The sequence below is a fragment of the Paenibacillus curdlanolyticus YK9 genome, from assembly GCF_000179615.1.
Classification (GTDB): domain Bacteria; phylum Bacillota; class Bacilli; order Paenibacillales; family Paenibacillaceae; genus Paenibacillus_T; species Paenibacillus_T curdlanolyticus.
On sequence record NZ_AEDD01000014.1, the window covers coordinates 64,100 to 89,879 of the forward strand.

Genomic DNA, 25,780 nt, shown 5'->3' on the forward strand with positions numbered 1-25,780 from the left:
AATGGCGATGTTATTCGAAGCTAAGGACAAAATCGTACTGATAGGCGATTCGATTACAGATTGTGGCCGGGCATTGCCGATTGGCGAAGCGGGCAATGGCGACGCAGGCAACGGTTATGTCGAGCTGGTGGACGCTTTCCTGCAATCCGCCTACCCTGAATTGAAGCTGCGCTTGGTTAACGTGGGGATAAGCGGCAATACGGTGCGTGATTTGAAGAAGCGATGGGAAACGGATGTGATCGAACAAAAGCCGAATTGGCTGACGATCATGATCGGGACGAACGATGTATGGCGCCAATTCGACCGTCCGGCCATTCCGGAATGGCATGTCTATATCGACGAGTACGAGCGGACGCTCGAAGAGCTGGTCATTCGGACGAAGCCGCTTGTCAAAGGGATTGTGCTGATGACGCCGTTTTTCGTCGAGGCATGCCGTGATGACCAAATGCGGGCTGCTATGGATCAATATGGAGCAGTTGTACGGGCGATCGCAGAGCGCCAAGGGACATTATTCGTAGATACGCAAGCCGCGTTCGATGGCGTGCTGGAGAAGGCATATTCGGCCCAGCTTACATGGGACCGGGTTCATCCGAATAAAGCGGGTCATCTCGTTCTTGCGCGGGCGCTGCTGGATGCCGTAGGGTTTGATTACGCGAAACGAGCATAGCGATTAGGGTATAAAATGAAGGAGCTGTCCCAAAAGTCATGGCTAACAGACTTTTAGGACAGCTTTTCTTTTGTTCCAAATGGACACTGTTGCCATGCCACTGCATTTTGTACAACGAGAAAGGCAGCTTTGGCCTTCCCCGAGGGTTCCTATTGCAGATCATACAACGAGATAAGATTTGAAGGGGAGTTATAGGCTCAAAACAGGGAAAGCCGACTTTCCGGTTGCACAATATGCAATGACGCCTCTTCACTTCCGAACTTGAGTTGATGCGATTGCATGAATTGCAGGCCTGTTGATTATCAAGAAACTGGGAATGGGAAAGTGAATGGAAAAGTAGTGAGTGCCACTCTCCATTCGGGAGCCAAATGATGATGTCGAAGTGCACGAACGAATAGGGTTAAGGATAATGAGGCAGATACGTGTACATGGGGAGCGACATGATCAAAGAGCATTTTAAGCAAAACATAAACGGTCATGGCAATATATAACTGGCTGTAGACTGCATTAGGGCTCGTGCCAAAAAGGACGGGTACATTGACATGCTGCTTCACCCATCGAAAGAAAGTCTCAATTTGCCAACGAGCGCGGTAGAGCTCGGCGATTTGTTCGGCCGAACGTGTTAAATTGGTTGCCAAAATAACAGGGTTCCCTTTCGGATCCTGCAATTTGATAATTCGGTGGCGCTGCTTCGAACGTTTCGCATCCCTTCCAATTTGGCATGTGAAATCTTCCAAAATGGGAGAACCCACGGGTTTCTTCCCCTTACGGGGGCGAGGCTGATGGAATGTAGCGTTGTCTCTAATGCGAATAACAAACGATTGCCGCTCCTGGACATAGGTATCAAATCGAATGAATTTGGCATAAGCACGATCCGCAACGATGATGTAATCCGTATCCCGCAAGGCATCGCTACTAAGCAAATCCGGCCGATTGCCTGTGGTTTCTTCGATGCGGTGAGGTTGCCCTTGTGTTGGTTTGTACGCAACATGCAACTTGACCCCCGCACGTTCGCCTTTCAGCGGTGCCCAGGGCAGGCGGCCGGCTCCCACTGTAATTTTAGTTGAATCCAAGATCAATAGTTCCTTTGGCAAAGATAACTTGCGCTTAGCTTGCCGATTGCAATGACCAAGCAAGTAGTGCAGTAATTGCTTGAAAATCCCGAAGGGGACATCTCCAGCTTTTTTGGACACGGTAGAGTAACAGGTTTTCACCAAGTGACAGGCAGGGGCTCGCAAAGCCCCTTCGCGATAGCTTTTCCACTGGTCCGATGCCGCTTGAGCAAAAAACAAAAATAAGTCATAAACAGTGAATTTACGCCCTACTTCTCGATAACCAACCGAATTTGAAAAAGAATCCACAATTTCTTTCGGTAGTGCAGTTTGAACTAGCTGGCTGAACGTAGTAGACTTATTCATAAGATCGCCTCTTGGGGGTGGAGTGGGTGGTACTACCCATTACCCGAGAGTGCGGTCTTTTTACCATTTCCAGGTTAATCAACAGGCCTGCATGAATTGCAATGAGCGGACCGCAGCCTCATCAATAAAATCTCAACAAAGATGTATGCCGCACCACAATCCAATCACTGGAGTGCAAAAATGGGGTGTCCCTCGGCCAATTGGCTTTTGAGACACCCCTGTTTGATTACATTTTGAACACTTGAACCGTTTTTTGCAGCTGCATAACGCTGTTCATCATCCGGTCCGCTTCGTCTACGATGGCTTGTACGGAGCTGATTTGCTCGTTCATGGAAGCAGACATTTGCTCTGTGCCCGCTGCCGATTGCTGCGTAATCGCCGAGATGTTCTGAATCGCGGAGGAAATGCGCTGTGCACTCTCAAGCATAACGTCGCTCTCCTCCGAGAAACGGGCGATTTGTTCGGCAATGAACTCGATGCTCGATGCCATTTCGCCGAAGATGCGTTCGGAGGCTTCGATCGTCTCAGCCTGTACGCTTACGGCTTGTTCATTAATAATGATGTTTTCGATCGCTTGTTTAATGCCGCGCTCGATGCCGCGTACGAGGGTGAACACTTCTTTCGTCGAAGTGGACGACTCTTCAGCGAGCTTGCGCACTTCTTGGGCAACGACTGCGAAGCCTTTGCCATGCTCGCCTGCGCGAGCGGCTTCAATCGAGGCGTTGAGCGATAGCAGGTTCGTTTGTTCGGCGAGCTCGGAAATCGTGTGCGTAATTTTCGTAATGCCTGCCGCGTCGCGTGCCAGCTCCCGGACGGTTTCCGATACTTTGGACGTGGCATCCGAGTTGCTGCGCATGCTCGTTTTTTGGTTGCCGACGGCTTGCACGCCTTGCTGTACGAGCTGAAGGGTATGCGTGGAGCGTTCGTTCATGCCCTTCACGGAGCTTGCATACGAGCCGACCTTATCTTCGATGTCTTTGATGGAGTCGGTCATATCCGAAACCTCGGAAGAAATCTCGTTCGCCCCGATCGCGAGCTCATTGGAAGAGGCAGCGACTTGCTCCATGGCGATTTTCATCGCTTGGTTTTTATCATAGATGCCGCGGCTTGCTTCGGTTACATGACGCGAGATTTTGGAGGTTTCAGTAATGATGTCACGCAGTTTGTCGATCATGCTGTTAAAGGAGTGGCCGAGCTCTCCAAGTGCGGCGGAGGAGGTGTCGACCTTTTGCGAAAAGTCCCCTTTTGCCAGGCTGGATGCTGCCATTCTTAGTTCATAGGTCGCTTCGGAGAGCGCTTTCTCAGTGAAGTTAATAATAGGAAGAGCAATAAGTGCTAGCACAATGGCGACTACAATTGCGATAATTACGGATCCGCCGGCAACGGACGTCATTCCAATTAAAGCGATAGAAAAAAGGAGAACAATGGAATAACAGCCGACGAACAGCTTGTTGCGGACCGATAAAGCAGAGAACCACTGCATATGTAAGCGCTCCTTTTAATAGAATAGACATATTATAGCACTGGTGTCGATTTAGGTCTATGGGTGCAGAAGATTGTAACGAGGCTTTTGATTATATTTAAATACTTTAGCATTATTCGACAATTTTGATTAATAATTTCAAAATAATTGTTGTTTGATATTGTGACGTGTCATATAATAGGCACCAAGGACCAGTACTGGTAATTTGGTCCTTAATTTGAAAAAGTTAAATTGGGGGGAGACGATTGTTCAAGCAGGATGGATTACCTTTGGCGCGGCAGGTAGATTATGTTTTTAGGCAACTGGAGGGAGAATTAAAGAACGCGGCGGCAGGGACCGTACATATTCATGTGCGCAATAATGCAGTTGGCAAGTTTGGCATGAAGCATCATCCGATTGAAAGCCGCAACGGCGAGCTGAAGAAGGCAGAGGACGGGCTTTCGGAGCAGCAGGTGCAGTCTTTCCGCAAGATGGCAATTGAAGCGTTGAAGCTCAAGCGAGACTGGACGCATGGCGAAATCTCGTATGATTTCTCCGTTCGCCCTGGCACTGGCGGCTGGGCAGCCAGCGTAATGTACGAATCGAATTATAATATGTCCAACCATACAGGCGCCTTGTTCCATTACACGGCGAAGCAGCCCAATTATCGCAGTCAAGAAGAACGTTAATAGCAAGAGGGGCTGTCCCAAAGTCATGACCAACTGACTTTTGGGACAGCTTTTTTATTTGTTCCTGATGGATTGGAATTGCGTTAGTGGCAGCTGCGTAACTGCGTAATGCGAAGGTTATTCTGAACGCGCGGCTGCACTTTTGTACAACTGAGCGCGTCGTTGCACATTGTACAACGAGAAAGGAGGAATTCGCCGCTCTGTTCATTCTCATTGCAGTTCATGCAACGAGATACGAGCAAGGGGAGGCATGATGTGCTCTGAACATAGAAAGTCGCTTTTCTCGTTGCGCAAAATGCAATGAGACCTCCGCACGTCCCGCGCACGAGTTAGTTCGGTTGCACGAATTGCAATGAGCAGTCTGTTAAACGCACCAACGTCATCTTCAATGCGAAGTACGCCGCGGTCCGCACTCAAACATCGAATGGTCAACCATAGTACAAAGCACAAATCAGGGGTGTCCTTCGGCCGTGGTGGCGTGAGGGACACCCCTTCGCGTGTAGCGAAAAGTCAATTAACGAGCAGGCTGCCCGGAAAGCTGTTGTTCGGCGATTTGGACGAGTCGGCGTGTAATGTTGCCGCCGATGGAGCCGACTTCAAACGTCGTCATGTTGCCGTAATAGCCATCTTGCGGAAGTTGGATGCCGAGCTCTTGCGCGATCTCGAATTTCAATTGTTCGAGCGCCATTCTTGCTTGGGGTACCACGAGCGTATTGCTGCTGCGGGATTGTGCCATGCTGCTCATCTCCTTAAGGTTTTGCGAATGCTTTCGATCCGACTGGATCGGAATGCAGCAAAAGCCGCCTCGGAAGCATACGCTTTGGTTTTGCGAATGCTTTCGATCCGACCGGATCGGAATGCAGCAAAAGCCGCCTCGGAAGCATACGCTTTGGTTTTGCGAATGCTTTCGATCCGACTGGATCGGAATGCAGCAAAAGCCGCTTTTGAATGCATTCGTATACTCCCTTATTATGGTTGATAAGGTTTAGTTTATTCGGTTAAGCCAAACGATATCGGGAAGTAATTATTGGAAAATATGATGATGGTTCGGAAGTCATAAATCAAAGTCGTAATTCGGGTAAGCGTAGGTGTCGGCGGGCGCGGGAACAGGCGTGATTGAGGTCGCCTCAAGCATAAGAATCTTGTTGTTCTGGAAGGTTGCAGTTGTCGCCACGCCGGTGAGCGTTACCCATGCATCGTTTTTGTAAACCGCAGCCTGCTTTGAATGCACCATTAGTCCATATGGCATTGCATCGGCGGAGCAGCAGCTCATGACGAATCGGCTAACGGCAAACTGTTCGTCATTCATCTCTCGGTCACGGTATACGAACCCTGTAAGCGAAACGGTTTTGCCGACAAAGTTAGACTGGAACAGGTCCAGCGTCGTTAACGTTTCGATGAATAAGGCATCATCTACGACTATCCGGGGTTGTTGATAAAGCTTTTTGCCGAAATTGGCATACGAGCTCGTATACTCATCTGTTGCGAATAGCTGGTCCAAGGACAATTTCCCTTCCTGTGTCCCGGCAGAAAGCGAGTCGGATGAGGCAGCGGATTGAAGTCCGGAAAAGCTCATGCCCTTCTTGGCTGCCAGCGTACTGTTAAGCGGTTCATGAGGCATAAGGAAGCCAAGGAGCAGCGGCAATAGAAAAAGCGCATAGATCAGCGTATTGCGAAGCAGCGAACGGGAAGGGCCGTGGTCATGGTCGCAGCCGCATTGCTCTTGATGGCTGTCACGCCACATGCGGAATGCAGAGTAGGCTTGGTAGGCGGCAGCGGCGTACAGCCCGAGCGCCGATAGCTTGACGGCCTGCTCCGTTCGCGGAGCGACGAATAAGGACAGGTCGCCATTGCTGTTCAAAAATACGATGAGAAAAGCATACCCGCCCAGCAAGGCCGCGCGGAATAAATAATGAGCGATGAAGGATCGATTGGAATGAGTTGTCGACATGGTTAGACTCCTTTCCTAAATCATGTACGGCCTAGCGGAGAAGAAGCTCTGTCAGCCAAGTCATTGTCAGCACAAGAATGGCTGTTAACGAAATAATGGCAATGACGACACGTATGCGGAATACGGATAGCAGCATGAGCGTATTTTTGAGATCGATCATTGGGCCGAATACGAGAAAAGCAAGCAGCGGTCCTGACGTGAACAAGCCGCTGAACGATGCGGCGATAAAGGCGTCAGAGGTGGAGCAGAGCGATAGGATATAGGCGAACAGCATCATAAACACATGGGACAAGCCGGGGATCGAGGCAAGCGATGCGATCGATTCGCGATCTAGCCCCGTTTGAATGACTGCAGTAAGCAGCGCGCCGAACAGCAAGTATTTGCCCATGTCGAAAAATTCTTCAGACGCATGTCCGAGTGTCGAGGCTAATCGGCCTCCAAAGCCTTTGGGGAGCTCATGTTCATGCGTATGGCTGTGAACGTGTTTGTGTAGGTGACTGTGTTCGTCGTGGCGGTGAACGTGATCGTGGTTATGATCATGGCCGTTGCCGTGGTTCTCATGATGGCTATGGCCGGTGTGATGATGCCCATGGTCGGTTTTGTTCGCAGCAGCGTCTTTGAGCGGATTGGATTTCATAAATCGATAAAGGATGAGGCCGATTACAAAGGCGACTAGGAATCCAAGAATCATACGAGCATATACGATGTCTGGCTGCCCGCGAAATGCGGTGTATGTAGAGGCGAAGACGACGGGATTAACGATCGGTCCGGCAAGGATATACACGATGCCGACATAAGGCGGCATGCCTTTGCGAATGAGGCGACGGACGACGGGAATCATGCCGCATTCGCAAAGCGGGAACAGAATGCCGAGCAGCCCGCCGAATATGGAGCCGAGCACGGCATGCTTAGGCGCGATGGCGCGTATCAGGTTTTCGGAGACGAACACCTGCAAAATCGCCGATACAAGGACGCCGAGAAGCATGAAGGGCAAGGCTTCCAGAATGACGCCAAGGAACAGCATCGTGAAGGAATTAAGCTCAGCGCGGCCGATTGCAGGGAGCGATTCGCTCCGATTAACGGCGATAAGCGCGATCATGGCTGCGCAGCCCAAAGTGAGCAAAGGGGGCGACCAGCGAAGCAAAAAACGCATGATTTGTCCTCCTAAAGCGTTTGGCGACTAGCGATCCATTGGATCGTACAGCCAAACGCAGCATCGTAAGCATAAACTCAGCGTTTGGCGATAGCGATCCATTGGATCGTACAGCCAAACGCAGCATCGTAAGCATAAACTCAGCGTTTGGCGATTAGCGATCCATCGGATCGTACAGCCAAACGCAGCATCGTAAGCATAAACTCAGCGTTTGGCGATTAGCGATCCATTGGATCGTACAGCCAAACGCAGCATCGAAAGCATAAGTTTTACGTTTTTCATAAACGCCGCATCGCTTAATAGTAACAATTACGATTATTCTCGCTTAGTATACTCTATGCGGAAAAAGCAGGGAATAGGACAACTTTACCCTTCTTGACAATCTGTTGGCGACGAGTATAATCGTTGTAAACGCGATGAACGGAACAAGTAATCGTACGTATTTGCGATCAGAGAGCCGGTGGTTGGTGCGAATCGGTGCAAGGCGTGCGGCGAATGGATCCTGGAGCGGGCAGCGGAACACGAGCAGAGATCGTCATCTTGTAGATGCCGTATGAAGCTCGTTAATGCTGGCTCGGCTGTTCCCCGTTATGGAACTTAAGGCAAGAGTTGATTATGGCATGCCCCGATTAGTTTTCGGTGTCGGCACGCTTCAGCTTTTGCGAATAAGGGTGGCACCACGGTCCCTCGTCCCTTGCGACGAGGGCCTTTTTGCGTTCTTTTTGAACGAAATAAGCGGTATCCATATCTAAGGAGTGATCGTTATGAAACGCGTATTATCAGGCATTCAGCCGAGCGGACAGCTGACCCTTGGCAACTACATCGGCGCAATGCAGAACTTCGTAAAACTGCAGGAGACGGAAGAATGCTTCTTCATGGTCGTCGACCTGCATGCGATAACCGTGCCGCAAGAGCCGGCAGCGCTGCGGGAGCAGACGGAGTCGGTTACGGCCCTCTTCATTGCCGCTGGCATTGATCCAGCCAAATCGAGCACGTTCGTACAATCGCATGTGCGCGCTCATTCCGAGCTGGGCTGGTTGTTTACGACGCTTGCTTATATGGGCGAGCTGGAGCGCATGACGCAGTTTAAGGATAAGTCGACGGGCAAAGATTCGGTAGGCGCAGGCTTGTTCGTATATCCGACGCTGATGGCGGCAGACATCCTGTTGTATAACGCGGATTTGGTGCCTGTAGGGGACGATCAAAAGCAGCATTTGGAGCTGACGCGGGACTTGGCACATCGCTTCAACAGCCGATTCGGCGATTTCTTCAAAGTGCCTGAGCCTTATATTCCAAAAGTAGGCGCGCGCATCATGTCCTTGGACGATGCCAGCAAGAAGATGAGCAAAAGCAATCCGAACCCGGGTTCCTTCATCGCCTTGCTCGATTCGCCGGATGTTATCCGCAAGAAGCTGAGCCGCGCAACGACGGATTCTGGCCGCGAGGTCAAGTACGATCCTGCCAACAAGCCGGAAGTCAGCAATCTGATGACGATCTATTCCCACTGTGCAGGGCTGTCGCTGGATGCGATTGAAGCGCAGTATGACGGACAAGGCTATGGCGCATTCAAAAAAGATCTGGCCGAGGCTGTCGTATCCGTAATCGAGCCGCTGCAAGCACGCTACAACGAGATTCGCAGCTCGGGCGCGATTCACGACATCTTGAAGCAAGGCGCGGAGCGCGCATCTGTCGTTGCAGACGAAACGCTCGCCAAGACGAAGGAGCTTATGGGCTTCCTAGCGCCTAAGCGCTAATCACTGAAGGTTTAAGTGCGAGCTGCGGCGACGCATACGCCGGATTTGAAGTCCGGCGGCCTGCCCATTGCAGTTCGTACAATAGAATTAACGCAAGCACGACAGTGGGGAGATGCCATTGCAAATTGCGCAACGGGAGAGGCGGATTTCTTAGATTTTGACACATTGTGCTACTTCGAGGCTTTATCTCGTTGCATGAATTACAATGAGCACCTTCGGGGCAGGGTGCTGCTGCTTTTTTCGTTGCACATAGTGCAACGGCGTGGCAATGATGAGAGACGAGGAAATGCCTGGTCTCACAATGAACGCATCACGAGTACGTTATCGAGGGCTGGGTCAGTCAGCTCCTTTCAAACAGCAAACGGCCGCCAGCGGAATGACTTCCGCTGGCGGCCGTTTTTGCTATCTCTATTTCACGAGCTGGGCTGCCGCTTCCGCGCGTCTGCGCAGACGCGCTTTTACGATGAAGCCGAAGCCTACGTTGCAGGTTGTCACGATCGCTCCAAGTATGGCTAGCCAGCCATTGTAGCTAATCAGAATAGCGGTCATGCTCATGAGCACGATCGAGGATACGGCGAACCATAACGATAACATTTTGGACACGGTGAACACTCTCCTGACAGGAAAAAAAGAAAATTTGAAAGTTACGTATTGAAGTAGCATAGTTCTCGAATGGCCGAGACATAATATGTTTGCAAGCTTGCAACCCATCACATCGTGCAAAGGAGAATTACTATGTCAAGCCAATCCCGCAGCAGCAATCAACTGGTGGTACCTCAAGCAAGCCAAGCTATCAATCAACTGAAAATGGAGGCTGCTCAACAGCTGGGCGTGCAAATTCCTGCTGATGGCTATTATGGCAATGTCTCCACTCGCGACGCTGGTTCGCTTGGCGGTTACATCACGAAGAAGCTGGTTCAAATCGCCGAGCAACAATTGTCCGGCGGCCAATATCGCTAACGATTTAACTATACACAGACGAGAAAGCTCAAGGGAAACCTTGAGCTTTTTTCGTCGATCTGCTTTCATTGTGCAGAAAAAAAAGCCCCGCGTCAATACGTTAGTACGTATTCATGCGGAGCCGTTTGGCTAACCTTTCATCGCTTAGCCAGCCCACGTAGGAGCCGACGGTTTTAAAGTCTTTATCCATCATGAGTACCGCGACGAACGGATATTGCTTTCGATGCCTGTAGCGTACATCGCTCCAGCGCACCTCATAACCCCAATCATGCTCGGTTACCTCGGCGCAGGCGAATGAGGTTAAATACAGGAACGATTGAATAGAGGGATCGTTCTTGGATCGATCGACCGCCGGATGGCTGGAGCAGGTGGCATGATCAAGCCAGCGCAGGCGGCTGTTCTTCAGATCGCCGATGACGAAGCTGCCGTCATGCTTGCGTTTTACAACATTCCAGTCATGAAGGGAAATCGTTGGAATGAGCCAATAACGGTCGCCATCGCCATGCTCTTTGTCGATCCTCTCGACCAATGCCCTCTTTCGAAAATGAACGGTCGTTCGCCACACATAATAAATCGCCAGCAGGCTGTAAAGCAAAGGGAACAGCACGGCCGGATTCGCTAGTCCGAACGCCCATAACGATATGGCGATCACATGGCTCGTGAAGATAACCGGATCGAAGATATGGATGATGTTCCACGATATCCACTTGCTGGAGAATGGTCTAATGGCTTGCGTCCCATAAGCGTTAAACAAGTCGGTCATGACATGCACGCATACGGCTAGAAGCACCCACCCGATTATGTGCAGCCAAGGCAGCGTGCCTCGATAAAAGAGCTGAAGCACGATCGTAATAAGCGCGGTCCATCCAATAATGGCCGGGATGGAATGCGAGGCGCCGCGATGATGGCGAATGTAGGAGGCATTGCCCTTGAATCGAAGCAGCGTATCGAAATCGGGCGCTTGGGAGCCTACGACAGTGCCAATCAGGACAGCGGTGTGCAGCGTCGTGTCTCCTGCAATAACCGGGTCTACCGAGGCTAGTCCAGCAAGGCCCAAGCCGATGACCAAATGCGTTCCGGAGTCCAATCGGGATTCTCCTTTCGTAAGCGTGATATACTATCCGATGGCATGGCATTAGTGTCGGTCGCACGGCGCATTATCATACCCGGAAGATGAAGTCGAAATGGAGAGGTGTATATGTATATTTGTTTTGCGGAATATTGCATTACTCCCGAGCATCGGCAAGCTTATCTCGCGTATTCGGCACAGGTGGCTCGCCAAGGTGAATCAGCCCCGACAATATATGAAGGAACAGATCAGCCTAATGTGTTCGTTGAGCTGTGGACAGCCCCTACGGAGGCTGAGGCAGAGGTGATCAAGCAGGAGCGCCTCAGCGAGCAGTCGCCGTGGCATCGAATCAAGGAATGGGTGGAAGGGGGAGAGGCGAAAGTCCATGTATGGACGTTCCGCCCCATTTCGAGCGCCATTCCCGAATAGCTGATCAGGCTTAGGCTTAGCGCGGAGTTGCAGGCGTTACTGGCGTTACTGGTGTTTGGTTCGTAATTGTTCCGCCGGCGAATGGATATTCGTAATTGATCGGGCCATCGAACGTTACATAGTCCAGATTAAGCATCAGAAGCAGGTAACGCATTCCAGTCGTTGGATCGCTAATAATAATATGATCGCGGCCAGCAGCTTCAATGATTCCGCGGAAAATTTTGGCATTCCATTCACGGTTATTCTCGTACGTCATATAGAACGTTCCAAGCTTGCCGCGGTTCAAACGGAGGATGTTCTCGACATACGACTCCTCCATCTGGGGAGCTGCCGTTACGACAGTCGTGCCTTGAGGCGTTACGAAAGAGCCATTGGGAACCATTGGAGGCATCGGAGGCATTGGCATTGGCATCATGGACGGCATCATGCCAGCTGCTGCTCCCGTGAACGGCGTCGGGATTGGAGCGCCTGCTCCAGGAAACGGCGTCGCGAAGCCGTACGAATAGCCATATCCTCCTTGGGAAACCGGGCTTACCGCCGCTGGACTTACCGCTGTTTTGTGGCCATAACCGTTAGACATTGTGTGATTCCTCGCTTTTCATTAAGTAATAGTTCCTGCGCATACCTGCTTACTAGTACACGCTAGGACAGTCGGCGCTCGTAGGCGCGAAGAAGCAGTGCTTCTTGAACCTTCCCGTATTGCGCTGGTCGTACCACGTGCTCGGGCAATTGCCCGCCGGGCGGAAAAACCAGAGCGCATTGGATGCGGGATGCTGCCGCTCGCCGTTGATCATCCGTCTAGCAAGGGCGATTTCGCTGTCGCGCGCGCCTTGATAAAAGTAGCTTTTCGTCGTCGCCTCAAAGCCCCCCGGTTTCTGATAAACCATCTGAGGGATGGAGCGAATGTTTTTGAAATCAAGACAGTTTCCGCGCACACGATTAACGCCAACATTGCCTACCATCATCATGCCTAAGTCGCCTTCGCCCTCTGCTTCAGCGCGCATGAGCCGGGCAAGCATTTTGATATGTTCGCTGTTTGCTTTGATGACTGCCATGCTGCTGCTCGCTCACTCCTTCTGGGCTTTCAACTACACACCCATCGTATGCCGGTGTTTCCAATTGGGTTCCTGCCTTGGTTCAAACGAAAAAAGCGAGCGTTCGACAAATCGCCATGGGAAGATGTCAAATTGATGAACAGCTGGGGCGAACGTTGTCAATGCTAGCATTTTTCTGTATGATTAGAACGATTCGATAAGCTAAGCCGTCTTTAACGGCCGCTTGCTGCAACGGAACGGGAGGCTTTCTTCGTGTTGAAGGATTGGATTGAATTAACAAAACCGAGGCTGCTGCGGCTTAATGTATTCGCTGCCTTCGGCGGATTCTGGGTTGCTTCCAAGTGGAGCTTCGATTGGTGGAACATGCTGTACATGTTGATCGGCACAACACTTGTCATGGCCTGTGCCACGGTCATTAATAATTATTGGGATCGCGAGTTGGATAAGAAAATGGCGCGCACGAAGGATCGCGCATTGCCTAATGGACGGGTAAAGCCAGGCGCAGTGCTCGCTTACGGCATTATCCTTGGGATTGTAGGACTTGCGACCCTCTTCTTCTTAGTCGATCCGATTTGCGGGTATTTGGGTCTTGTCGGGTTATTCGCCTATATTGTAGTCTATACGATGTGGCTGAAAAGAACGTCGACGTGGAGCACCTCGATCGGGGGCATATCCGGTGCAATGCCGCCAGTGATCGGCTATTGCGCAGTTACGCATACGATTGATGCTGGGGCATGGATTTTGTTCGCGTGGCTGTTCTTGTGGCAGCCGGCGCACTTCTGGTCGCTGGCCATTCGCCGCGTAGAGGAATATCGTGCGGCTGGCTATCCGCTTCTGCCGGTTGTGAAAGGCATTCAACGCACGAAGCTGCAGATGATTCCTTACATTACATTGCTCGTTGCGACAGGCATTTTGTTGTACGCGTATGATTATGTCGGTGTTGTATTCCTTATCCTGTCTACGCTGCTTAGCGTAGCGTGGCTCGTTCAGACGCTTATGGGGCTGCGAGCGCCGGATGTGGACAAATGGGCAAAAACGAATTTCTTAATCTCGGTCAACTACTTGATGATCATCTTTATCGTCATGATGGCCGATACGGTACACGTGGGATAGTTCAGGGGAAATAGGGGAGAGCGGATCATGCAGTTTTTATTGAAGCATTCTTTCAAGTTTGCTGTCGGAGCGCTTGTTGTACTGATGGGCATTTATTTGTATTTGACGTACGGGGGAAGCTCAAGCGATACGCCTAAGCTGCCGGTTCAGCAGGCAGCGCCCGATTTCACGATGACGGATGCCATTAGCGGCGATCAGGTGAAATTCTCGGATGCGAGCGATAAAGTGCGGCTCATTTACTTCTACTGGGCGAATTGCCCTGACGTATGCCCGCCGACTACGCAGTTGATGTCGCAGGTACAGGACCAGCTCAAGGCAGATGGCAAATTCGGAACAGATGTGGAACTTTTTTCGGTCACATTCGATCCGGTGCGCGATACGCCAGAGGCGATTAAGAAATATGCAGGCAAGTTTTACGCAGATTTTAGCGGGTGGAAGTTCCTTCGGGGAGAAGAGGAGCCGACCGCAAAGCTGATCAAAGATTTTGGATTGACGGTCATCAAGGATCCGAAGACAGGCGAGTTTACGCACTATGACAGCCTTATTCTGGTCGACCGCGACGGCAACGTTCGCAAATATATTGATGGCAGCCATAATGAAACAATGACGGCAGATCAGATTATGAAATATGTTAAAGCTGTTTTATAGTCGCAGAGTATGGCAATTTTTATAACGATATTATGGAATAACGTCGTCCCGCTGTCGGTTATGATCGCCATTGGCATCATACTGCAGCGGGTTTTCTCTCTTGATATACGTACGTTATCCAAATTGAACTTTTACTTATTCGCTCCAGCCGTCATGTTTAAGCTGCTTTATACGACAGATATTGCCGGGGAAATGTTCGGTCATGTGCTCTTGTTTTTCGTTCTGTTCATGGGGCTGCAATACGGCCTGATCGAATGTGCGATTCGCTTCCGAGGCTTATCGGAAGAACGGCGCGGCGCTATGCGCAACAGCGTGCTGTTCTATAATAGCGCCAACTACGGCATACCGCTGAATCAGCTCGCTTTTCATGCCAACCCCGCCACGCTAGCTGTTCAAGTGATTATTATGACGATGCAGTCGCTGCTGCCGAATACCTATGGCATCTACAGCGTTAATGCGCACAAGAGCAATTGGCGGTCGATTGCCAAAGTAATCGTCGCGCAGCCTGTCATATACGTCATACCGGCTGCTTTCCTAATGCATGCTTATCGCGTTCCGATTCCAGGGCCGATTATGACGCCGATCGACCATTTGGCGGATGCTTTCATCGGTACGGCGCTTGTTACGCTTGGCGTTCAATTAGGTTCGATGGAATGGAAGCTGGATAAGCGAATGTTCGGGGATGTCGCGTTGTCCAATGTGCTGCGGTTAGCAGGAGGGCCGCTGCTTGCAGGCTTGGTTGTTTGGGGATTAGGCATGTTAGGAACGGAGCTCGATAGCTTGACGGCAAAGGCGCTAATCGTTTCCTCGGCCGTGCCGACATCGCTTAGCAGCGTGCTGCTCGCCGTAGAGTTCGATAATGAGCGGGAATTTGCCTCGCAGGCAGTATTTACTTCAACGGTACTAAGCATGTTCAGCGTAGCTCTAGTAATCTGGACCCTCGGCGTCTAATGGGACGCGAGGGTCTTTTTATGAAATCAGGAGAAGTCCTCTTTGGCGAATGGCACGGCGCTATCTTCTGGATATATAATATAGGCTTCCAGCCCGGCCTTCTCTAACTGCTCGATCAGGTAAGCTTCAGGCGTGCTTTCGACGCCAGGATAGCCGCGGCGCGTGTACATATGCTCGGCATCCGGGAACATGTCGCGGAGCAAGCCGCGGATTCGTTTGCCGGAGGAGTCGTTATCCGTAAATACATAAACCTGCCGGTCGCCGACCTGTTTGCGCAAAGTTTCCAGTTGGCTTGTGCCGGGCGTTCCGTATGTACATAGGACAGGAACATCGCTTTGAAGCACGCGGCGCAATCGGCTGCGGTCATTCTTGCCTTCGACGATTATTGTGATATCCATCATTAGCATCACCTCTCTTGTATTGTAACCGATTGATGCGGCTGCGGATACGCAAAGCCAAAACCAGCCCGCTGCATCGGCAGCGGGCTGGTTGAAGGGGCAATTATTTTATTAGCAGAAGCAGCCGGAGAACACGATTACGAGGAGGATGAACAGTACGAGAATCACGCCAGTGGATGTCCACAGACCGCCAACGTGGCCGTGTCCGCAGCCTTTGCTTGCTGGATCAACATAGTTCATTTATATTGTCACCCCTTTTCCGTTCATGAGGGTCACGAGCACTGCCGTGATGGCTGTCATCCCGTGACACAATGTATAGTATGTAAGCGGAGGGGGCGTGCCCTGTGCATTCACCCAGATTCAAGAAAAATGGGTGCGAGCGGTGATGGTTCGCGAGCCATGGAACGGTAAAATCGCTGCGGCGACCATAAGAACCAGGAAGGCCAAATAATAAGGCGAGACGACGTCACGCAGCATGCCGGCCGCCATCGGTCCGATGAATGCGCCGATGGAATAAGCAATAGAGAGCAGCGAGAACGTGCGTCCGTAGCGTTCTCCGCCGCTAAGGTCGATAAGCAGGGAAGGCAGCGCCGGGAGAATGATCCCTTTGGCCATGCCGAGCATGAAGAGCATTGTCGCCATCGGCAGCGGTACGCCGACAGCGATGGCAAAGTACAGGAAGGCGAGCATGACGGCTCCCCATAAGGTGCGCAGGTATGGCGACAGCTTGTTTAAGAAAAACATGCTCAGCGTCACGAGTGCCCCGAAGCTGACGATGGAGAATAAAATGCCCGTTTCCATGATGGAATGGCCGCCATGCACGCCTGCCATTAACGGGAGCTCGAACGAGAGAATGCCTTGGGCGCAGCTAGTCGCAATCGGCAGTACATAAACCGACCAAGGGAGCGGCAGTGCCGCAGGCTTTGCTGCAGATGAGTCAGACCTTGGACTTGCATGGCGGCCGTGATGAGCACCGGAATGGGGAAGGGCCTCGTCCAGCGAATCCATCGCACGCGGTTTGTTTTTGACATCATGGATGAAAAAGATCGCGCAGGTCGCTGTCGTGATGAGCAGCCAGCCGAGGCATTCGAATGCCCTTGTAAAGCCAATCTGAGCGACGAGAAGCGCTCCTGCGGCTGGCGAGAACACAGAGGCGAACGTATGGATGAGGCCGTTGCCGGCCATCAACTTGCCTTGTTGAATGCGGTCTGTAGCAATCCGCGCGAGCAGCGACATGCAGGCAGGAGACAGAAAGGCGAGCACGAAGCCACTGACCGATCGCAGCGCGAGCAACTGCCAAGGGTTGGCGATATGCGCTTGCAGCAGCAGGATAACGCCGGCGCACATGAGACTGACGATAATGAACAGGCGGCTGCCGAACCGGTCTACGCCGAACCCGGCAATCAGATTGCCGGGCAAATGCGTAATGGAGTAGATGCCCATCATGAGTCCGATGAAGGAAGGGGCAGCGCCGAGCGAGACGGCGAACGGCGTGAGAATCGGATATTGCGCGTGCAGATCAAAGAAAGCGATAAACAGAAACAAATAAAGCCATACGGCTGTTTTCACGGTAGCCCTCCTTCGGTTAAGTAGCTGTATATTAACTTGTACGCTTGATTCGGACGGGTTATGCCGCCTGTCCGCTGCGTGAACGTTTACCCCGTGCATATCCTCGGCTATAATGGGAATAGAGTTTTGATATGTTGACAGTGGCAAGGTATAATAAGGGGGATGCGCGGATCATGGATTTTATTTATGACGAGCAAACGTGGACGACGTTTTTCCAAGATAATTGGCTCGTGCTTGTACTTGCGCTAGTTGCATTGTTTGTCGTGATTGGCATCGTTCGGACGATTGTGAAATGGGCGCTGGTCGCTGCGATCGTCATTGGCGTCATTGCGTACAGCGGTTATACGCTGGAGGACGTGAAGTCCATCGGCACGAAAGTGACGGACAGCGTGAAGCAGGAAGCGATTCAAGCGATGGCTGGCGAGGCGAGTGCAGCAACGTATACGAGCAACGGCGACGGTACGTTCACGGTAAAGACGAATAACTTGGAATTGACAGGCAAGCCGAACGACAACGAAGTGGAAGTGAAATTCCGCGGCGCGAAGATCGGCACATGGAAAATCGACGAGACGATTCGGACGTTGATCGATACAGCGAAGAATAACGGATAAAGCAGCCTGCCCGTCCGTCGCTGGCGAGAGGAGCGATTAGGATGGCAGATTGGATAGAGGGAATAACGACGTTCGAACCGGTGGCGTTAGCGGTGCTGGCGCTGCTGCTCGGTTCGCTCGTGCAAGGGCTTGTCAAAGGCGCATCGGGCTCCGCGAAGCGTCTTTTCTTTTTTGTATGGGACGGCTTGCTCATGCTCGGTTGCCTTGCGCTGGCGGCTAAGGCGGCAGCAATGCTCTCGGCCAGAGCAGCGCATTGGCTGGAGGGCGTACATCCGCCGGATCGTGAAGTGGGGACGCTCGCGCAAATGTGGTATACCTTTGTGACGAGCCTTCGAGATTTTGCGCTATTTCGATATGGGGTGCTGCTGCTGCTTCTGTACGGCTTGTTCCGTTGGCTGGCAAGCTTTCTCGTGTCGCCGGTCGAACGGTTTGTCGTTGGTTTCGGCTCGCGGCCCAAGGAGAAGCGTTCCGTGCTGGATTTCTCGGATGACGGGAAACGAGCTTGGCCAGGAGGCAAGGCAGCCAGTCGTGTTATTGGCGCGGCTATCGGAGCCGTTCATGGCGCTGTTCGCTCGCTGCTGCTGATCGCTGCGTTATTCGTGTACATCACGCTGGCGCCGAACGGTCCTTTCACGGAGGTCGTGCGCTCTTCGGATGTATACAGCGAAGCCTCGTCTGGCTTACTTGAGCCTGTAGCGGGCCAGCTTCTGGCTGATCGCGGGCCGGTCCTCACAGAGGCGGTCGGCGACGAGCTGCAGCGGATTATTCAGCGCAAATATGAGATTGCTGATTATGCCATTCCGGACAACATAGCGGATGCAGCACGGACGGTCACCAAGGACGCGAGCACGGACGAGACGAAAGCACGCGCGCTTTACGGTTGGATCGGCACACGAATCGCTTATGATTGGGACAAGGCTCGCAATTACGAAGAACGGGGCCAGTGGAAGGAACAGACGCCGGCCGAGACGTTCAAGACTAGGCTCGGCGTGTGTATCGATGTGGCTCGGCTGTATGCCGTAATGGCGAGATCGGTTGGGTTGGAGGTGCGTGTCGTGACCGGCGAAGGCATTACGGGGGACGGCACCTCTGGACCGCATGCATGGAACGAAGTGCGCATCGCAGGGACGGACGGGAAGCCTGTATGGGTGCCGCTGGATGCGACATGGGCGATCTCGGGCGATTGGTTTAATCCTCCAGCTTTTGCGCAGACGCATATCCCGGATATTTAGCGCATTTTATTTGGAGGGGCAGGCAATAAAAAGAAACTTTATGGGACCCTCCCTCGTCATAGAGACGACTAAGAGAGAGAATGGACTACATTACATCCGTTAACGGGGAATAGGAGGAGAAAGGCAGATCATGCACAACGATCAGCAAAAACGTGAAGCCGCGAGTCGGAGGCATTTTTCATTTCGGCTGAACGCATTCTTTTTTATCATTTTCTTATTGTTTAGCGTCCTAATCGTACGGCTTTCGATTCTTCAGTTTGTGGAGGGTCCGACACTGAAGGCGGAGGAGAACAAGATCGGCACTGTTCCGATCAAGCTGCCGCCGATCCGGGGCAACATTTTGGATTCGACCGGGTATCCGATCGCGTATTCCACGTCAACGCAGTCCCTCTATTACAAGCTTGATCCGGACATTCGGCGCAAGCTGAAGAAGGACAGCACACCGAAGGAGCAGCAGAAGGAAATCGAGGAGCGCTTGCGGCCGTTCGCAGAGAAGCTGTCAGCGATTTTCGCTCAGTACGGCGATCCGACGAAACAGATGGGGCCTGACGACGTGCTGCGTCAGCTCGACCTCGGCTTCAAGAAAAATAATATTTCGACGCCGCGCCGGGTGAAGTCTGACCTGACGAACAAAGAAATTGCTTATTTTATGGAAAATCGCGACCAGTTCACAGGCATTGATATTGTAGAAGAGAGCGTCCGCCATTACGATAAAGGGTCGATCTCCGTCCAATTGGTCGGTTATCTGAAGAAATTCAACTCCGCCGTTAATTCGCTCGACTTCTATGCGAAGAAGAAGGAAGAAACGACCGATCCGAAGCTCGTGTACCTCGATCAAGAGGATGTCGGCATGGATGGCATCGAGCTGATGTATCAAGACGAGCTGCGGGGCAAAAACGGCCTGAAGGTGTTCCCGGTGAATGCGCTAAGCAAAATTATCGGGCCGCCGACAATCACCAATCCGCAGAAGGGCAATGACCTGTATTTGACGATCAATAAGGCAGTCCAGATTCGGACCGAAGATGCGATCACTAATCATCTTGCTTATTTGAAGACGAGCCCTGATATTACTAAAATCAATCAGAAGCCGAAGACCGGCTACGCTGTTGCGATGGAGGTCAATACGGGTAAAGTCGTCGCCATGGCGAGTATGCCGGACTACGATCCGAACATTTGGTCAGGCGGCAAGATTAGTCCAGAGGATTATGACAACAGTCTCTATATGCTCAAAAATGGCACCATTCGTGACGTTCTTGCTCCTTATGAGGATGAGAAGGAAGCTGGAAAGCATGCGCCGTCGATGGTCATGCTCGGCTCGACCCAGAAGCCGTTATCGATTCTGGTCGGTTTAAATGAAAAGCTGTTCACGACTACGACGACTTATCAGGATTCGGGGTCATTCTACTTCGGCCGTAAAGGAAGCGAAGTGAGAATCGGTAACGCCTTGGGCCATGCCTACGGCACGCTGGATCCCGCGCACGCGATCGGCAAGTCCTCCAACCCGTTCATGGCGGCGATGGTCGGCAATAGGATGTTCGATAAGTACAAGAACAGTGCCAAAGGGAGTATCGAAGGCGTTAATGTATGGGATAAATACATGAAGCAATTCGGCCTTGGCGTGAAGACCGGCAGCGACCTGCCGTTCGAGAACGAAGGCATTATTGAGTACTACCATGAAGCGGAAACGGCAAGTACGCAATCCGCGCTCATTCGTGCATCGTTCGGCCAGCAGGCGAGATATACGGTGCTTCAGTTGGCACAGTATACAGCTATGCTTGCGAATCGAGGCAAGCGGATGAAGCCGCAGTTCGTCGATAAGATTACGGATTCGGATGGCAAGATCGTACAAGGCTTCAAGCCGGAAATACTCAATACGGTTGATATGCCGGAGAAGTATTGGGAAGAGGTTGAGTACGGCATGCGGCTCGTTAACGTAAGTGCCGCATTCGAAGGCGTTAATTACACGTATGCGAGTAAAACGGGTACATCCCAGCAATCCGTCGGCGGCAAAACGGTCGATAACGCGGTGTTTATCGCGTATGCGCCAGCGAATAACCCAGTGCTCGCCGTCGCAGTCGTCGTCCCTGAGGGCGGCTTCGGCGCGAAGGGCGCTGCTCCGATTGCACGGAAAATTTTCGACGCGTACGACGATGAGGTCGGCCTGACAGGCACGCCTCGCAACCCGTCGGTCAAAACGCCTGTTAATACAGGCAGCAGTAATACCGGAGCTGCAGGAGCGAACGGGGCTGCGAATACGGGCACGAACGCTAACGCGAATGCAAATAAAACGAACACTGCTGGCACGACGCATCAGTAAGCAGCAATGAGAGGTGCCGCCTTTTCAATGAGAGAGGGCGGCGCCTTTTTTTGAATATAAAAGTTGCACTGCTGCAAGTTTGTTGCATATGTATAAACTAGAAAGGGAATTCGGGCAGGAGGCGCTAAGCGATGAAGACGCGAGGAAGATGGAATGGCGCAATCAAACGGTGGATTATGACGTTGATGTTTCTTAGCGTAACGCTTATATGCTACGGCGACTTTTGGCGATAACTCGGCCTCTATACCAAAATGCAATAAAAACGTACCAATGCACGGGGAAGCGCAATTGTCCGTAACAAACTATAATGAATGTAAGCCGTAAGGCGCGTAAGCATAAGGGGATTAGGCTTGTACGCATTTGCGAAGTCGTTTCGTTTACGTGTTGCTTTACAGATTTGCGCAAACGTTTGCCTTGAGGGGTGGACGAAAGTCGAGGGCGAAAGCCCATCGATAGCCCATGTGTGCGCTTCAGGAAATATGCTACAATATCGGAAGCAAAGAGCGGGGCGGCACAGCAGGAGAGCAGCCGCGAAATTCCGCCGATATGGGAGGCATACTGGAATGGGTACATACAAATTAGTAGCGCTTGACATGGACGGCACGGTGTTGAATGAAACGCAAGAAATTAGCGAGACGAACCAACGGTGGATTCGCAAGGCGATGGACGCTGGCGTAATCGTATGCTTCTCGACAGGCCGCGGGTTCCGCAGCGCGCTGCCCTATGCAGAGCAGCTTGGCTTGATGGACATCCCGATGATTACGGTCAACGGAGGCGAGATTTGGCGTAAGCCGCATGTGCTGCATCAACGGACGCTCGTCGATCCGGGAACGATTCGGCGCCTGCATCAGCTTGCGCTTCGGCATCCAGAGGTCTGGTACTGGGCTTACTCAACGAACGATGTTTACAACAAGGAAAAATGGATCGAGCCAGCGGACTACTATGCGGCACATCATTGGCTGAAATTCGGTTACTATACCGAGGACGACGTTGCACGCCAAGCGATTCTCTCGGAAGTATCGTCGTGGGGAACGCTTGAGATCACGAATTCCTCGCCATGGAACTTAGAGATGAACCCGCTGGGCATTAACAAAGCGTCCGCGCTCCGCGAGCTGTGCAAGCTGCTGGGTATTGATATGTCGCAGACAGTTGCGGCCGGAGACAGCCTGAACGATATTGCGGCAATCCGTGAAGCCGGCCTCGGCGTCGCGATGGGCAATGCGCAGGACGAAGTGAAAGCGGCGGCTGATGTCGTTACGTTCACGAACGAAGAGCATGGCGTAGCCGAATTGCTTCGCCGGTACGTTCTGAACGATGAGGGACCGTTGTAATGCTGGAGATCATCGGCTGGATTGTTGTAGTTGCGTTGTTCGTCATCGGCATGGCAGGAGCTATTTATCCGATATTGCCAGGAGCGTTGGCGATTTATGCGGCATTTTTCGTTTATGGGCTATGTATCAGCTTCAGTCCGTTCGGCTTCTGGTTCTGGGCGATCCAGTCGATCATCGTTATTGTTTTGTTCGTCGCGGATTATGCCGTTAATGCATGGGGGGTCAAAAAGTTCGGCGGCTCTCGGGCATCCGTCATCGGAAGCACGATAGGCGTGCTGATCGGACCTTTCGTGATCCCGGCGTTCGGCCTTATTCTCGGTCCGCTAATTGGCGCTGTGCTGGGCGAACTTTATGTAGGCTCGGATTGGAACAAGTCGCTGAAGGTAGGCTTCGGCTCCGTTGTCGGCTTGTTTACCAGCACAGTCGTGAAATTTGCGCTTCAGCTTACCATGATCGTTTTGTTTGTCATTTGGCTTATTTAATCTAGAGGAGCGATAATCGATATGGTAAAAGTTACGATTTGGAATGAATTTTTGCACGAGGTTGAAAATGAAAAGGTACGCGCAGTGTATCCTGACGGGATCCATCAAGCATTGGCAAAAGGCATCGGCAGCGAATCCGTTCAAGTTCAAACGGCAACGCTCGTACAGCCTGAGCATGGCCTGACGGAAGAAGTATTGGCGAACACCGACGTATTGATCTGGTGGGGCCATATGGGCCACGACCGCGTAGAGGATGCGATCGTTGACCGTGTTCACCAACGCGTCATGGACGGCATGGGCTTGATCGTGCTTCACTCCGGCCACTTCTCCAAAATTTTCAAAAAACTGATGGGCACAGGTTGCGACCTGAAATGGCGTGAAGCTGGCGAGAAAGAACGCATTTGGGTTGTTAACCCGGCGCATCCAATCGCAGCAGGCTTGCCAGAGTACATTACGCTGGAAAACGAAGAAATGTACGGCGAACACTTCGACATTCCAGCACCGGACGAGCTCGTATTCGTCAGCTGGTTCGAAGGCGGCGAAGTATTCCGCAGCGGCTGCACGTTCTATCGCGGCCAAGGCAAAATCTTCTACTTCCGTCCAGGCCACGAGACATATCCGACGTATTACAACCCAGAGGTGCTGCAAGTGATCAAAAACGCTGTGCAATGGGCAGCTCCATCGGGCGCAGCAACGCCGGTTCGCGGCAACCATCAGCCGCTTGAACCAATCGGCGCCAAGGCGTAAAATAAAATAACGGTTACTATGCAGAAGCAGGCGGCACAATCCCCTGGTCTTCCGGTCTTTTGTTGCCGGAGGAACGGGCGAATGTGCTGCTTTTTTGTGCGAAAGCAATGATGGAGAGGACGAAGCACCCTTTATGATCAAGAAGGACTCATTAATTAAAGGTACGATTATTCTTGCTGTTGCTGCTCTTGCAGCACGTGTGCTGGGCATTTTCCAGCGTGTGCCGCTCGACTACATGATGGGCTCGGGGGGAGGCGCCGCGCTCGGCTTATCGAATACGATGTATTTGTGGCTGCTAATTATCGCGACGGGCGGCATTCCGAGCGCAATCAGCAAGATGGTGTCCGAGCGTCATGCGCTCGGCAAGCCCGGGGAGGCCCAGCGCATCTATAAAGCGGCGCTGCTGTTCGGCGCGATTGCAGGCGTCGTTATGGCAGCCATTCTATTCTTTATCGCGCCATGGTACAGCACGCATGTTTCCCATATTCCGCTGGCGGATAGATCGATTCAGGCGATTGCTCCAGCGCTGCTGCTCTTTCCGACGATCGCGATGATGCGCGGTTACTTCCAAGGGCGGCAGATGATGGCTGCAGGCGGAATCTCACAAATCGTCGAACAGATCGTTCGCGTTCTGCTTGGGGTAGGACTCGCCTTAGTCGTTGTATCTTGGGGCTGGGGCGACCGCTGGATTGCTGCCGCAGCATCGGTAGGCAGCGTGTTCGGCGGCATTGCCGCACTGGGCGTCATGATCTGGTATGGACGAAAGCTGGGCAGGATGGATGCGGAGGAAGTACGTGCGGGACGCATGCGATTCGAGAAGTCCAGCTTGCCTTTCCGTTCCATTTACAAAGAAATATTTACGATGTCGATGCCGATTGTTGTTACCGCAATGACGGTCAATCTGCTCTATATGTTCGACAATTCGTTTTTGGTGCAGCTAAGCGGTCATTTCTACTCTGAATTACAGGCCGAGAAGGTACTGGACGCGTTCAGCCTTAAAGCGGTTTCGCTGGCTGGCATTCCGCCGATTCTGGCGATTGCGCTCAGCTCTTCGATCATTCCGATTATTTCCTCCGCCTTCACGACGCGTAACATGAACGAGGTGCAGCGCCAATCCTCGCTTGTCATGCGTATCGTTGTGTTTACGGGCGTTCCGGCAGCGCTCCTCATGACCGTTGCGGCACAATCGATAACAGGGCTCATTTACGAAAATGCTTTCGGGAGCGGGATCGTCGCCGCCTTAACGGCAGGGACCATCTTCCAAATTTCGATGATGACCAGCAATTCGATTCTATACGGGTTCGGCAAGCCTAGAATTCCGATGTACAACACGTTAATCGGGATTGCCGTGAAGCTCGTTGCCAGTGTAGCGCTGGCGCCCGTCCTCGGCATGTACGGCATGATTATCGGCTCAACGCTTTGCTATATTGTCGTCACGATGCTGAACCTTCGCGCGATTCGTCAAGTTGTGCCGATACAGACGCTGGGTGGCAAATGGGCAGGGTACATCGCAGCAGTCATTGCGACGGGCGCTGTCGGATACGGCATCGATTATGGCATTCGGACGATGCTATTCGACACCTTGCCGCATAAGCTGGCATACCTGTTCAGCTGCGGTGTTGCGGGTATTGCCGCTGGCATTGTATATGTCGTATTGCTCGTTATGCTGCGCGTTGTTCAACCGTCAGACCTAGGCTCGTTCCCAGGTCCGCTGCGCAAAATATTTCGTCCGTTGATGCGTTTGGCTCCATCCTCGGCAAGAGGTTAGGACGCG

27 protein-coding genes and 1 pseudogene are annotated in these 25,780 nt (G+C 52.1%); 15 read left to right on the forward strand and 13 right to left on the reverse strand.

Annotated features, from left to right (window positions below; genetic code table 11):
* Nucleotides 1–7 precede the first annotated feature (7 nt).
* A complete protein-coding gene (locus PAECUDRAFT_RS22540) occupies nt 8–667 on the forward strand; it encodes an SGNH/GDSL hydrolase family protein (protein ID WP_006040475.1) in 660 nt (219 codons plus the stop codon).
* Nucleotides 668–969: 302 nt separating this feature from the next.
* Here PAECUDRAFT_RS22540 and PAECUDRAFT_RS22545 read toward each other — a convergent pair whose 3' ends face one another.
* The gene (locus tag PAECUDRAFT_RS22545) at nt 970–2,085 is read right to left on the reverse strand and encodes an IS4 family transposase (protein WP_006040477.1); all 1,116 of its coding nucleotides are present in this window, start codon (nt 2,083–2,085) and stop codon (nt 970–972) included.
* 226 nt (nt 2,086–2,311) lie between these two features.
* Nucleotides 2,312–3,568: a methyl-accepting chemotaxis protein gene (locus tag PAECUDRAFT_RS22550; RefSeq protein ID WP_006040478.1), complete on the reverse strand. Its 1,257-nt coding sequence runs from the start codon at nt 3,566–3,568 to the stop codon at nt 2,312–2,314.
* 269 nt (nt 3,569–3,837) lie between these two features.
* On the opposite strand from PAECUDRAFT_RS22550, the gene PAECUDRAFT_RS22555 reads away from it, so the two are divergent.
* On the forward strand, nt 3,838–4,236 hold the full coding sequence (locus tag PAECUDRAFT_RS22555; protein ID WP_324603694.1) for an O-methyltransferase: 399 nt from the start codon (nt 3,838–3,840) through the stop codon (nt 4,234–4,236).
* A gap of 514 nt (nt 4,237–4,750) precedes the next feature.
* On the opposite strand, the gene PAECUDRAFT_RS22560 is transcribed toward PAECUDRAFT_RS22555, so the two are convergent.
* From PAECUDRAFT_RS22560 to PAECUDRAFT_RS22575, 4 genes are all read right to left on the reverse strand, one after another.
* Nucleotides 4,751–4,972 carry an alpha/beta-type small acid-soluble spore protein gene (locus tag PAECUDRAFT_RS22560; RefSeq protein WP_006040480.1) on the reverse strand — a complete coding sequence of 74 codons (222 nt, stop codon included), beginning with the start codon at nt 4,970–4,972 and terminating at the stop codon, nt 4,751–4,753.
* 5 nt (nt 4,973–4,977) lie between these two features.
* Nucleotides 4,978–5,190: a hypothetical protein gene (locus PAECUDRAFT_RS22565; protein WP_006040481.1), complete on the reverse strand. Its 213-nt coding sequence runs from the start codon at nt 5,188–5,190 to the stop codon at nt 4,978–4,980.
* A gap of 100 nt (nt 5,191–5,290) precedes the next feature.
* Nucleotides 5,291–6,187 carry a TIGR03943 family putative permease subunit gene (locus PAECUDRAFT_RS22570; protein ID WP_006040482.1) on the reverse strand — a complete coding sequence of 299 codons (897 nt, stop codon included), beginning with the start codon at nt 6,185–6,187 and terminating at the stop codon, nt 5,291–5,293.
* Between the two features lie 31 nt (nt 6,188–6,218).
* Nucleotides 6,219–7,340, reverse strand: coding sequence for a permease (locus PAECUDRAFT_RS22575; protein WP_006040483.1), 1,122 nt, complete (start codon nt 7,338–7,340; stop codon nt 6,219–6,221).
* A 764-nt stretch (nt 7,341–8,104) separates the two neighbouring features.
* On the opposite strand from PAECUDRAFT_RS22575, the gene trpS reads away from it, so the two are divergent.
* Entirely contained in the window at nt 8,105–9,094 is a 990-nt protein-coding gene (trpS, locus tag PAECUDRAFT_RS22580; protein ID WP_006040484.1) for a tryptophan--tRNA ligase, read from the forward strand.
* Between the two features lie 408 nt (nt 9,095–9,502).
* Here trpS and PAECUDRAFT_RS22585 read toward each other — a convergent pair whose 3' ends face one another.
* Complete coding sequence (locus PAECUDRAFT_RS22585; protein ID WP_006040485.1) at nt 9,503–9,697, reverse strand: DUF5325 family protein; 195 nt, start codon at nt 9,695–9,697, stop codon at nt 9,503–9,505.
* 132 nt (nt 9,698–9,829) lie between these two features.
* Here PAECUDRAFT_RS22585 and PAECUDRAFT_RS22590 point away from each other — a divergent pair, with 132 nt between their 5' ends.
* On the forward strand, nt 9,830–10,054 hold the full coding sequence (locus PAECUDRAFT_RS22590; RefSeq protein ID WP_006040486.1) for an alpha/beta-type small acid-soluble spore protein: 225 nt from the start codon (nt 9,830–9,832) through the stop codon (nt 10,052–10,054).
* A gap of 100 nt (nt 10,055–10,154) precedes the next feature.
* Here PAECUDRAFT_RS22590 and PAECUDRAFT_RS22595 read toward each other — a convergent pair whose 3' ends face one another.
* Nucleotides 10,155–11,141, reverse strand: coding sequence for a metal-dependent hydrolase (locus PAECUDRAFT_RS22595; RefSeq protein WP_006040487.1), 987 nt, complete (start codon nt 11,139–11,141; stop codon nt 10,155–10,157).
* A gap of 111 nt (nt 11,142–11,252) precedes the next feature.
* Between PAECUDRAFT_RS22595 and PAECUDRAFT_RS22600 the strand changes: the two genes are divergently transcribed.
* Nucleotides 11,253–11,552 (forward strand): hypothetical protein, encoded by a 300-nt coding sequence (locus PAECUDRAFT_RS22600; protein ID WP_006040488.1) that lies wholly within the window; start codon nt 11,253–11,255, stop codon nt 11,550–11,552.
* A gap of 16 nt (nt 11,553–11,568) precedes the next feature.
* Here the strand turns inward: PAECUDRAFT_RS22600 and gerQ are convergent, their stop codons facing one another.
* Both gerQ and PAECUDRAFT_RS22610 read right to left on the reverse strand, forming a co-directional pair.
* Nucleotides 11,569–12,132 (reverse strand): spore coat protein GerQ, encoded by a 564-nt coding sequence (gerQ, locus tag PAECUDRAFT_RS22605; protein WP_006040489.1) that lies wholly within the window; start codon nt 12,130–12,132, stop codon nt 11,569–11,571.
* Between the two features lie 52 nt (nt 12,133–12,184).
* On the reverse strand, nt 12,185–12,607 hold the full coding sequence (locus PAECUDRAFT_RS22610; RefSeq protein ID WP_006040490.1) for a cell wall hydrolase: 423 nt from the start codon (nt 12,605–12,607) through the stop codon (nt 12,185–12,187).
* 249 nt (nt 12,608–12,856) lie between these two features.
* Here PAECUDRAFT_RS22610 and cyoE point away from each other — a divergent pair.
* The 3 genes and pseudogenes from cyoE to PAECUDRAFT_RS22625 all read left to right on the forward strand — a co-directional run.
* Nucleotides 12,857–13,720 (forward strand): annotated as a pseudogene (gene cyoE / locus PAECUDRAFT_RS22615) (heme o synthase); the annotation flags it as partial.
* Nucleotides 13,721–13,747: 27 nt separating this feature from the next.
* Complete coding sequence (locus tag PAECUDRAFT_RS22620) at nt 13,748–14,368, forward strand: SCO family protein (RefSeq protein ID WP_006040492.1); 621 nt, start codon at nt 13,748–13,750, stop codon at nt 14,366–14,368.
* A gap of 9 nt (nt 14,369–14,377) precedes the next feature.
* Nucleotides 14,378–15,319 (forward strand): AEC family transporter, encoded by a 942-nt coding sequence (locus tag PAECUDRAFT_RS22625; RefSeq protein ID WP_006040493.1) that lies wholly within the window; start codon nt 14,378–14,380, stop codon nt 15,317–15,319.
* A gap of 26 nt (nt 15,320–15,345) precedes the next feature.
* Here PAECUDRAFT_RS22625 and PAECUDRAFT_RS22630 read toward each other — a convergent pair whose 3' ends face one another.
* The 3 genes from PAECUDRAFT_RS22630 to PAECUDRAFT_RS22635 all read right to left on the reverse strand — a co-directional run bounded on the left by PAECUDRAFT_RS22630 (nt 15,346) and on the right by PAECUDRAFT_RS22635 (nt 17,286).
* Nucleotides 15,346–15,717 (reverse strand): toprim domain-containing protein, encoded by a 372-nt coding sequence (locus PAECUDRAFT_RS22630; protein WP_040714037.1) that lies wholly within the window; start codon nt 15,715–15,717, stop codon nt 15,346–15,348.
* Between the two features lie 111 nt (nt 15,718–15,828).
* Complete coding sequence (locus tag PAECUDRAFT_RS26225; RefSeq protein WP_199558786.1) at nt 15,829–15,957, reverse strand: sporulation protein YjcZ; 129 nt, start codon at nt 15,955–15,957, stop codon at nt 15,829–15,831.
* Between the two features lie 120 nt (nt 15,958–16,077).
* Nucleotides 16,078–17,286, reverse strand: coding sequence for an MFS transporter (locus PAECUDRAFT_RS22635; protein WP_006040495.1), 1,209 nt, complete (start codon nt 17,284–17,286; stop codon nt 16,078–16,080).
* Nucleotides 17,287–17,459: 173 nt separating this feature from the next.
* Here PAECUDRAFT_RS22635 and PAECUDRAFT_RS22640 point away from each other — a divergent pair, with 173 nt between their 5' ends.
* From PAECUDRAFT_RS22640 to PAECUDRAFT_RS22670, 7 genes are all read left to right on the forward strand, one after another.
* Nucleotides 17,460–17,897 (forward strand): hypothetical protein, encoded by a 438-nt coding sequence (locus PAECUDRAFT_RS22640; protein WP_006040496.1) that lies wholly within the window; start codon nt 17,460–17,462, stop codon nt 17,895–17,897.
* A gap of 41 nt (nt 17,898–17,938) precedes the next feature.
* The gene (locus PAECUDRAFT_RS22645) at nt 17,939–19,129 is read left to right on the forward strand and encodes a transglutaminase domain-containing protein (RefSeq protein ID WP_006040497.1); all 1,191 of its coding nucleotides are present in this window, start codon (nt 17,939–17,941) and stop codon (nt 19,127–19,129) included.
* A 130-nt stretch (nt 19,130–19,259) separates the two neighbouring features.
* Nucleotides 19,260–21,446 (forward strand): peptidoglycan D,D-transpeptidase FtsI family protein, encoded by a 2,187-nt coding sequence (locus PAECUDRAFT_RS22650; protein ID WP_006040498.1) that lies wholly within the window; start codon nt 19,260–19,262, stop codon nt 21,444–21,446.
* A 563-nt stretch (nt 21,447–22,009) separates the two neighbouring features.
* Nucleotides 22,010–22,777, forward strand: a complete 768-nt coding sequence (locus PAECUDRAFT_RS22655) for a Cof-type HAD-IIB family hydrolase (protein ID WP_006040500.1) — start codon at nt 22,010–22,012, stop codon at nt 22,775–22,777.
* A gap of 2 nt (nt 22,778–22,779) precedes the next feature.
* The gene (locus PAECUDRAFT_RS22660) at nt 22,780–23,259 is read left to right on the forward strand and encodes a DUF456 domain-containing protein (protein WP_085979488.1); all 480 of its coding nucleotides are present in this window, start codon (nt 22,780–22,782) and stop codon (nt 23,257–23,259) included.
* A 21-nt stretch (nt 23,260–23,280) separates the two neighbouring features.
* Nucleotides 23,281–24,006: a ThuA domain-containing protein gene (locus PAECUDRAFT_RS22665; RefSeq protein ID WP_006040502.1), complete on the forward strand. Its 726-nt coding sequence runs from the start codon at nt 23,281–23,283 to the stop codon at nt 24,004–24,006.
* 133 nt (nt 24,007–24,139) lie between these two features.
* Nucleotides 24,140–25,774 (forward strand): putative polysaccharide biosynthesis protein, encoded by a 1,635-nt coding sequence (locus PAECUDRAFT_RS22670; protein WP_006040503.1) that lies wholly within the window; start codon nt 24,140–24,142, stop codon nt 25,772–25,774.
* The last annotated feature ends 6 nt before the right edge of the window (nt 25,775–25,780 follow it).

What these genes read in the sequence shown, in the direction of transcription:
- PAECUDRAFT_RS22565 (WP_006040481.1), bottom strand. Translation starts at nt 5,190, where the DNA reads ATGCATTCAAAAGCGGCTTTTGCTGCATTCCGATCCAGTCGGATCGAA.
- PAECUDRAFT_RS26225 (WP_199558786.1), bottom strand. Translation starts at nt 15,957, where the DNA reads ATGAACTATGTTGATCCAGCAAGCAAAGGCTGCGGACACGGCCACGTT.
- PAECUDRAFT_RS22650 (WP_006040498.1), top strand. Translation starts at nt 19,260, where the DNA reads ATGCACAACGATCAGCAAAAACGTGAAGCCGCGAGTCGGAGGCATTTT.
- PAECUDRAFT_RS22600 (WP_006040488.1), top strand. Translation starts at nt 11,253, where the DNA reads ATGTATATTTGTTTTGCGGAATATTGCATTACTCCCGAGCATCGGCAA.
- PAECUDRAFT_RS22655 (WP_006040500.1), top strand. Translation starts at nt 22,010, where the DNA reads ATGGGTACATACAAATTAGTAGCGCTTGACATGGACGGCACGGTGTTG.
- PAECUDRAFT_RS22645 (WP_006040497.1), top strand. Translation starts at nt 17,939, where the DNA reads ATGGCAGATTGGATAGAGGGAATAACGACGTTCGAACCGGTGGCGTTA.
- PAECUDRAFT_RS22625 (WP_006040493.1), top strand. Translation starts at nt 14,378, where the DNA reads ATGGCAATTTTTATAACGATATTATGGAATAACGTCGTCCCGCTGTCG.
- PAECUDRAFT_RS22610 (WP_006040490.1), bottom strand. Translation starts at nt 12,607, where the DNA reads ATGGCAGTCATCAAAGCAAACAGCGAACATATCAAAATGCTTGCCCGG.
- PAECUDRAFT_RS22550 (WP_006040478.1), bottom strand. Translation starts at nt 3,568, where the DNA reads ATGCAGTGGTTCTCTGCTTTATCGGTCCGCAACAAGCTGTTCGTCGGC.
- PAECUDRAFT_RS22620 (WP_006040492.1), top strand. Translation starts at nt 13,748, where the DNA reads ATGCAGTTTTTATTGAAGCATTCTTTCAAGTTTGCTGTCGGAGCGCTT.
- PAECUDRAFT_RS22665 (WP_006040502.1), top strand. Translation starts at nt 23,281, where the DNA reads ATGGTAAAAGTTACGATTTGGAATGAATTTTTGCACGAGGTTGAAAAT.
- PAECUDRAFT_RS22575 (WP_006040483.1), bottom strand. Translation starts at nt 7,340, where the DNA reads ATGCGTTTTTTGCTTCGCTGGTCGCCCCCTTTGCTCACTTTGGGCTGC.
- PAECUDRAFT_RS22560 (WP_006040480.1), bottom strand. Translation starts at nt 4,972, where the DNA reads ATGGCACAATCCCGCAGCAGCAATACGCTCGTGGTACCCCAAGCAAGA.
- gerQ (WP_006040489.1), bottom strand. Translation starts at nt 12,132, where the DNA reads ATGTCTAACGGTTATGGCCACAAAACAGCGGTAAGTCCAGCGGCGGTA.
- PAECUDRAFT_RS22630 (WP_040714037.1), bottom strand. Translation starts at nt 15,717, where the DNA reads ATGGATATCACAATAATCGTCGAAGGCAAGAATGACCGCAGCCGATTG.
- PAECUDRAFT_RS22545 (WP_006040477.1), bottom strand. Translation starts at nt 2,085, where the DNA reads ATGAATAAGTCTACTACGTTCAGCCAGCTAGTTCAAACTGCACTACCG.
- PAECUDRAFT_RS22540 (WP_006040475.1), top strand. Translation starts at nt 8, where the DNA reads ATGTTATTCGAAGCTAAGGACAAAATCGTACTGATAGGCGATTCGATT.
- PAECUDRAFT_RS22570 (WP_006040482.1), bottom strand. Translation starts at nt 6,187, where the DNA reads ATGTCGACAACTCATTCCAATCGATCCTTCATCGCTCATTATTTATTC.
- PAECUDRAFT_RS22640 (WP_006040496.1), top strand. Translation starts at nt 17,460, where the DNA reads ATGGATTTTATTTATGACGAGCAAACGTGGACGACGTTTTTCCAAGAT.
- PAECUDRAFT_RS22670 (WP_006040503.1), top strand. Translation starts at nt 24,140, where the DNA reads ATGATCAAGAAGGACTCATTAATTAAAGGTACGATTATTCTTGCTGTT.
- trpS (WP_006040484.1), top strand. Translation starts at nt 8,105, where the DNA reads ATGAAACGCGTATTATCAGGCATTCAGCCGAGCGGACAGCTGACCCTT.
- PAECUDRAFT_RS22590 (WP_006040486.1), top strand. Translation starts at nt 9,830, where the DNA reads ATGTCAAGCCAATCCCGCAGCAGCAATCAACTGGTGGTACCTCAAGCA.